Source organism: Streptomyces sp. AcH 505 (assembly GCF_000818175.1).
Lineage (GTDB): Bacteria > Actinomycetota > Actinomycetes > Streptomycetales > Streptomycetaceae > Streptomyces.
On record NZ_JTIY01000001.1, the window covers coordinates 2,458,488 to 2,466,280 of the forward strand.

5 protein-coding genes are annotated in these 7,793 nt (G+C 69.6%); 3 read left to right on the forward strand and 2 right to left on the reverse strand.

The window, feature by feature from the left end; translation table 11 throughout:
- Positions 1-210 precede the first annotated feature (210 nt).
- Both HY68_RS11380 and HY68_RS11385 read right to left on the reverse strand, forming a co-directional pair.
- Positions 211-1,515, reverse strand: a complete 1,305-nt coding sequence (locus HY68_RS11380; protein ID WP_041987638.1) for an FAD-dependent monooxygenase — start codon at positions 1,513-1,515, stop codon at positions 211-213.
- A gap of 93 nt (positions 1,516-1,608) precedes the next feature.
- Positions 1,609-5,190 carry a choice-of-anchor D domain-containing protein gene (locus HY68_RS11385; RefSeq protein WP_041987641.1) on the reverse strand — a complete coding sequence of 1,194 codons (3,582 nt, stop codon included), beginning with the start codon at positions 5,188-5,190 and terminating at the stop codon, positions 1,609-1,611.
- A 549-nt stretch (positions 5,191-5,739) separates the two neighbouring features.
- Between HY68_RS11385 and HY68_RS11390 the strand changes: the two genes are divergently transcribed.
- From HY68_RS11390 to HY68_RS43675, 3 genes are all read left to right on the forward strand, one after another.
- Positions 5,740-6,177, forward strand: a complete 438-nt coding sequence (locus HY68_RS11390; protein WP_157874319.1) for a helix-turn-helix transcriptional regulator — start codon at positions 5,740-5,742, stop codon at positions 6,175-6,177.
- Between the two features lie 83 nt (positions 6,178-6,260).
- On the forward strand, positions 6,261-6,731 hold the full coding sequence (locus HY68_RS11395; RefSeq protein ID WP_052457072.1) for a hypothetical protein: 471 nt from the start codon (positions 6,261-6,263) through the stop codon (positions 6,729-6,731).
- On the forward strand, positions 6,724-7,793 hold a 1,070-nt coding region (locus HY68_RS43675), incomplete at its 3' end, for an MAB_1171c family putative transporter (protein ID WP_041987643.1). The genes HY68_RS11395 and HY68_RS43675, both read left to right, overlap by 8 nt.

Below are 7,793 nucleotides of genomic sequence, written 5' to 3' on the forward strand. Positions count from 1 at the left end.
CGCCGCCGCGGCCAGCCGCGCGGCGGTGCGGGACGTGGCGATCGTCCGGCGTGACGTGGTGGGGGTACGTCGACGCATGATCTTGTCCTCTCGATGACAGTGGGGGGACGCCATCAAGGCAGACGCCTTGACGGCGCGCCCCCGAGATTGGACTAGACCAGGACGGGAGTCAAGACCCTTGGCACAGCCACCGAGTTCGGCGGCTTCGGCTCAGTCGGCGCGCGACACCTCGGCGGGCTGCTCCGCCATCGGCTGCCGGCTCGCCGGGATCGCCCGCCGGGCGTGCACGGTCCGCGCCAGCCGCGGGCCGAGCCAGCGCTTGAGTGTGCGCAGCGGGCCCAACCGACCTGCCAGTTGGTCGAGTCGGTAGTACAGCCGCGGCGGCAGGTGCGGCAGCAGCGGGGAGTGCCGCTGGCCGAGCAGCGCGAACATCTGCCGGGGCGGGAGGCCGAGGTAGCGGGGCAGGTTCTCGTACCACTGGGCGCTGTAGCGGGCCGCGCTCTGTACGGAGAGCAGGGCGGCGCGCCGCTCCCGCTCGTACCGGGCGAGCGCTGACGGTAGTTCGGCCGCGCCACCCGGGCCGCTGCTCCCCGGGCCGCCGCTCCCCGGCCCGCTGTCGCGCAGCGCGTCCGCCAGGGCGATGGCATCCTCCAGCGCGAGGGTCGTGCCGGCGCCGATCGAGTAGTGGGTGGTGTGGGCGGCGTCGCCGAGCAGCACGAGACGGCCGTGCGACCACGCCCGGTTGGTGAGCGTGCGGAACGTGAGCCACTGCGCCGTACCGTCGGCGTGCTCCCGCCCGATCAGCCGGTGCCCTTCGAGGGGTTCGGCGAACAGCTCCTCCAGTACGGCGAGGCCTTCGGCCTCGGTCGCCCGGTCCAGCCCGAGGCCGGCCCAGGTGGCCGGGGAGCACTCGACGATGAAGGTGCTCCGGTCGGCGTCGAACCCGTAGCCGTAGCACCAGATCCAGCCGTGCGGGGTCTCGACGAAGGCGAAGGTGAAGGAGTCGAAGACCTTGGTGGTGCCGAGCCAGCTGTAGACGTTGCGGCCGGGTGCGGCGGCGGGGCCGAAGTGCGCGGCGTGCTGCTCGCGCAGTGCGCTGTTGACGCCGTCGCCCGCCACCACCAGATCGGCGTCGGGCAGTTGCGCGAGGTCGGTGATCTCGCTCTCGAACTCGACCCGCACGCCGAGGGCCCTGGCCCGTTCGGCGAGGATGTCGAGCAGCTTGCGGCGGCTGATGCCGAAGCCCTCGTCGCCGTGGTGGACGGTCCTGACGCCGCCGACATGGGCGACGCCGTCACTCCAGCGGACCGAGTGCTCGCCGATGGTGCGCGCCGACTCGGGGTCGTGGACGTGGAGTTTCTCGATGAGCCCCGCCCAGTAGGTGACGCCCCAGCCGTAGGTGGAGCCGGCCGGGTTCCGTTCGTGGACGGTGATGTCGTGGGACGGGTCCTGTCGCTTCATCAGGATCGAGAAGTACAGACCGGCGGGCCCGCCGCCGACACAGACGACCTTCATACACGCTCCCGCTCGTCACGCAAGGTAACTGATTGGCGACGAAGGGTAGCAAAAGGTCGGGTGCGTACGGCGGCGGGTGTGGAGCGCGTCGGATCAGTTGTTCCAGACCTGGAACTCCGACAGCTGTCCCGCCGGCCATTCGGTGTTGGCCGTGATCGTCACCCGGAAGTAGCGCTGGGTGGTGGCAGGGAAGGTGATGGTCACCTTGTTGTCGGTGGTCGGGTTGAAGGAGTAGGTGGCCGAGGCCTTGACGGTGGTGAAGGTGGTGCCGTCGGTGCTGCCCGACAGGGTCAGCGTCTGGTTACGGGCTCCCCAGCCGGCGGGGAGTTCGAGTACGACGCGACTCGCGCTCTGTGCCGAGCCGAGATTCACCTGCGCCCACTGCGGGAACGCGTTGTTGGCGCTCTCCCAGTAGGTGCTCTGGTTGTTGTCCGTCACGTTCGACGACGGGTAGACGTCGCTGTGGCTGGACTCGGTGGTGGCCTTGCCGGCGGCCAGGTTGGTGCTGACCGTGCCGGTGCCGGTGCCGGTCAGCGCCACGGTGGTGGGGCTGTTCGACGCGTTGCTGGTGACGGTGAGGGCGCCGGTGCGGGTGCCCGCCGCTGTCGGGGTGAACTTGACGGCGACCGAGCAGGTGCCGCCGGCGGCGATGGACGAGCCGCAGGTGTTGGTCTGCGTGAAGTCACCCGAAGCGACGACGGAGGAGACGGCAGCTGCCGCCGTTCCGGTGTTGCTGACGGTGACTGTCTGCGCCGCGCTGGTGGTGCCGGGTGCCTGGCTCGCGAAGGTGAGCGAGGAGGGCCCCGTCGTCAGCGTCGCCGGTGTGGACGTACCGCCGCTGCCGCTGGGGAACACCTCGAAGTCGGACAACTGGGCCGCTGCCCAGCCGGTGTTGGCGCTGATGTTGACCCGCAGATAGCGGGCGGTGGTGGCGCTGAACGGGATGGTGACCGTGTTGTTGTTGGCGCTCGGGTCGAAGAGGTGCCCGGCGGATCCCGCGATCGTGGAGAAGGACGAGCCGTCCGTCGACCCCTGCACCGACAGGGTCTCGGTACGGGCGGACCAGGCGGCGGCCGGCGGCAGCTTGAGGACGACCTTGCCGACGCTGTAGTTCTTGCCGAGGTCGACCTGGGCCCACTGCGGGAGCGAACCGCTGCTCTCCCAGTACGTCGAGGCGTCCGGGTCGGTGAGGTTCGCCGGCACGTACGGGCTGCTGCTGGAGCTCGCCGAAGCGGGCTGCCCTGCCGCGATGTTGGTGGAGCTGTCGATGCCGCTGCCGCTCAGTCCGACGGTGGTCGGGCTGTTGTTGGCGTTGCTGGTGACGGTCAGGGTGCCCGCACGCGAGCCGCCCGCCGTCGGTTTGAACCCGACGGTCACGGCGCAGGAAGCGCCGACCGCCACGGTGGAGCAGTTGTTGGTCTGGCTGAAGTCACCGGTGACGGCGACGTTCGAGACGGTCGCCGATGTGGTGCCGGAGTTGGTGACCGTCACCGTCTGCGCCGTGGCCGACGAGCCGACCACCGTCGCGGCGAAGGAGAGCCCGCCCGGGGTGGCACCCAGCACCGGGCCCGGCGCTGTGCCGGTGCCGGACAGGGTGACCGTGTTGTTGTTCCCGCCGGCGTTGACCGTCAGGGTGCCACTGCGGGTGCCGGTCGCCGTCGGGGCGAACTTCACGCTGACGGCGCACGAGCCGTGCGCGGCGATGGACGAGCCGCACATGTTGGTCTGGGTGAAGTCGCCCGAAGCGGCGACCGAGGAGACACTGGCGGCCGAACTGGTCGGGTTGGAGACCGTCACCGTCTGCGCCGTGCTGGTCGAACCGGTCGCGACCGAACCGAAGTTCAGCGCGCTCGGGGTGGCCGTCACGCCTTCGGCCGGGTACGGCGGGAAGACCGGCGCGGGCCACGGACCGCAGATCGGCGTCCCGCTGATGCCGGAGTTGCCGCCGCCGTCGGTCACCACGAAGTTGCCGCCCTCACAGCTGTACACCGGGGAGGAGGCACCGACCCCGGTCGCCGTGACGTTGGTGAACTTCGCCGCTCCGCCCGTCTGTTCCTGCAGGGCGAAGGTGCCGGTGCCCGCGATGGTCACGTTGTTGAGGTTGACCCCGCTGATCGTGCCCTCGACCCACTGGACCGCCTCGTACGGGCTCTGCTCGATCAGCGCGTTGGTCACGTTGATCGGCCCGGTGATGGCGCCCTGGCTGCCGTCGAACCACAGGGCGCCGACGCCGAACTGCCAGTTCGGGTCGAGCCCGCCGTCGCGGATCATGGTGTTGTTGGCGATGGTGGTCGTACCGACGGGCGTCGAGGTGAACCGCTGCCCGACATGGATGCCGCCGCCCTGGGCGAGCCCGGTGTCCTGGACGAGGTTGCCGCTGACGGTGTTGTCGTGACCGCCGTAGATCGCGATGCCGTTGGCGAGGATCTGCGTCTCGACCGTGTTGTCGGAGATCGTGATGTTGGCGTCGGCGCCGAGGGCGGAGTCCGCCCAGGTCGCGATGCCGTCGTCACCGGTGTTGCGCAACTCGCTGTTGTTGACGGCCGAGTTGGTGACGCCGCCGTGGAAGTTGATGCCGTCGGCCGTGGTGTCGCGGATCCGCATGCCGCTGAAGGTCAGCCCCGTCATCGGGCCGTCCATCCAGGCGCCGACCTTCATGTGGTCGATCCACAGGCTCGACACGGTGGAGCTGCTCATCGCCCCGCCGATCCCGTTGACCTGGGCACTGTCGTCCCGCTCCTGGACATCGCCGAAGATCGCGAAGTCCTTGAGATGGACGTTGGTGCTCGGGCTGGGCGCCGAGTTGCCGTAGAAGCCGGGCGCAGCGCCGGTCACGGTCGAGTACCACATACCGGCGCCCGCGACCGTCACGTTGTTGACGCTGATGTGGCCGGGGATCTTGTACGTGCCCGGCGGGATCCACACGGTGCCGCCCGAACCCGCCGCGCTGACGGCGGCGTTGAAGGCGCTGGTCGAGTCGCTGACGCCGCTCGCGTCCGCGCCCTTGCTGGTCACCGAGACCGAGCCCGACGGCTGCGGGAGGGCCGCGCCTACCTGCTCGAAGTCGGCGAAGTCGATCGTGTACGAGGACGCGGTGTCGCCCGCGTCGACCTGCAACTTGAAGGTGGTGCCCGCCGGGTACGACGTCGGGAGCAGCCGGTGCGCCTCGTCGTAGAAGTGGTGCGGGTTGCTGCCGGGGGAGTTGGTGAACGGGTAACTGCCGTAGTACCAGCTGTATGCGTTCGTCAGGCTGAAGTCCGGCTGCTTGGTGCCGTTGATGTACAGCGACAGGGGTGCGCTGTACACCGAACCGCCCGAGGTGTCCGGGATGCTGTAGCGGAAGTCGATGGAGTTGGTCGCCACGGGGGTGGTGAACGTGACGTACTTCCCGGTGCCCTGGAGGGTCACCGCCTTGCGGTACGACGCTTCGTCGGCCAGTTGTCCGGCCGTGTAACTCGGGCCTATCGCGGTGCCGTTGGTGGCGGAGTTCTCCGCCTGCACCTCGGCGTACGGCAGGCTCGCCCCGCCACCGCCGGTCGCGGCGGCCGCCGCCGCGGCGAACGCCGGCTGGACCGCCAGTGCGATGAGGCCGACCGCGGCCACCATCGCCGACGTGACGACCAGGACGAGGACACGTCGTAGCTCTCGGAGTGGTTCTGGGATGGAACGGAACACCTTCTGCTCCTTTCGGCACGGAATGCCGGACTACGCCGTGTTTGACACAGGTCGGGGCTGGCGGCGCAGGGTGGACCGTAATCTCAGCGACATAGGAGCGCAATAACTTGATGCATCCTTGTCGAATCTATACTTTTCCTTGCAAGATCCAATGCGTGACAGGGCGTCAGCGATCCGGACGTGCGGGATCCGGCAGCGCGGGGCCGGGTGACGGGAGGAAGCGGGAGGAGCGGGACCGGGAGGAGCTACGCCTCGACCGGTCGGGGGGTCGCGTGAACACGACGCGGCACGGCCTCCGAGCGGAAGCCGAAATGCCTTGGCGCCGGGCGCTGTTGCCCACCCCCGTGGGGCAGCAGACGCCCAGCGTCCACAGGTGCCGATCCTCCACTTGGGTCCGAGGTAAAGTCAACTAAAGTTGATTATTTTACGGATCCGCAGTAGCGATTCGACGCCCTCTGTGACGTTTAGCCGGTTTATTCGCAACGATCGTGTAGATCATCGGGGGTGCGGGATCCCCCTCGGTGGAGGAAGAGTTCTATGATCCGGCACATGGCCACCGATTCTCCACGCCCGGACGCGGCAGAAGCGTCGGATCCGCTGGACTTCGCCGCCCGCTTCCGGCGAGTGATCTCGGTGATCTACCCGAAGGATCTTGGCCGGCCGTGGCGCGATACGGAGATCGCGGACGGAACAGGGCTGAGCGGTACATACATCGGCAACCTCCGTAAAGGCACCCAGAAGCCAAGCCTGGAGAATGCGGTGAAGATCGCCAAATTCTTCGGAATTCCGCTGGATTATTTCAGTGACTCCGCCACGGCTCAGGCCGTCGAGCGGGACCTGCGGAAAATTGAGACACTGCGGGATGCCAAAGTTGAGCGCATCGCGATGCGGGCCGCCGGGCTGCCGCCCGAGATGCAGGACGCTGCCCTCACCGTGGTGGAACAACTGCGAAAGGCAGTCGGGCTGCCCGACGCGCCCGAGACGTGAGCGACTACCGGCGGACGCGGTTGGGGCACTGGCAGCCGGTTGATGGGGATGACGTGCGAGATCTTGGACGTACCCGCCGCCGAATGCGGGCCATGGTCAAGGAGTTGGATCTGCCACGCCTCGGCACGGTCGAGGAGCTGTGCGCCGTCGTCGCCGAGCGGGCCGGGCGGCCCGTCCGGCTGGTCCCGCGCCGGATGCGGGTCGGCGAGCCGTCGGGTTTCGTCGAACGCCGCGCCGACACCGACTACATCTACTTCGAGCAGGAGACCTCGGGGCTGCACCGGGCCCACATCATCTGCCACGAACTCGCCCATCTGCTCTGCGGCCATCTGGCGGTCGCGCCCGAAGGGCCCGGCGACGAGGTCGAACTGCCCACCATCGACGCCGACATGCTCCGGCTCGTGCTCGGCCGCTCGCACTACGACGGCACGGCGGAAGAGGAAGCGGAGATCCTGGGGGCCGAGTTGACCCGGGCCCTGATGCTGGCGCCGGGAGCCGGTACGACCTCCCAGCTCGCGCCCGCGCTGGAGCACCGTAAAGGACAGCATGTCTGACATACCCGACACACCGTTCAATGTCGTCTACCTCGGCATCGGAACGGTGGCCGTGGCCGTTGCCGTGCTCAAACTCCGCGCCTGGTACCGCGATCCGTCCCCCGGGCTGCTCGTCGTCGCCCTCACGATCACGGCGCCCGCCCTCGCCTTCGTCGTGGCGTCGCCCGTGCTCTACCGGCTGATCGACCGGGCGGCGCACCGCGGCAACCTCGCCACCCTCTTCGTCTACCTGGGCATCACCGGCTTCTCCGCGGGCGCCGTGGCGCTCGCCCGGATCTGGACCCCGCCCAAGGACCGTCCCGACGAGGGGATCTGGGACGCGGCCACCACCGTCACGTGGCGCCAGGTGCGCAAGCGCCTCGCCGTGTTCGCCGCGCTGGCCGCCGCCATGACCGTGCTGTTCCTCACCGGCGGCGCCCACCGCCCCGAAACACCCCTGACGTTCGACACCACCTTCGCCACGAGCGGGCTCATCGCCGCGTTCCTCGTCCTCTACCAGGCCGGGTTCGGGTTCGCGCTGATCGACATCGGCCGGGTCTGCCTCGGCCACGCCGCCCGGCTGCCGGAGGGACCGCTGCGCCGCGGTATCCGGCTGATCGCCCTCGGCGCCGTCGTCGCCTGCGGATACGTGCTGTGCAAGCTCGTCGCGATCACGACGGCCGCCGCCGGCGTCACCGGCACGGACTGGCTCAGTACGGCGCTCGGCCCGGTCTTCGCCGCGCTCGGCGCCGCCCTGATCACCGCGGGCTTCGCCAGCCCGGCGTCCGCCGCCTGGACCCGGCGCCGCCGCGACTACCAGGCCCTGCGGCCGCTGTGGGACGTGGCGTATCTGGCCGACGAGCGGCTGGCCCTCGAAGCGCCGCCATCCGCCTGGACCGAGCGGCTGGCCTTCCGCGACCTGGAGTGGCGCACGGCCAGGCGCGGCCTGGAGATCCGTGACGGCCAGCTGACCCTGCGGCCCTGGGTCGACCCGGCCGTCGTCAGCGCGGCGACCGAGGTCGCGGACCGGGCCGGGCTCGACGAGGCGGACCGGGCCGCGCTGATCGTGGCGGCCTCGCTGCG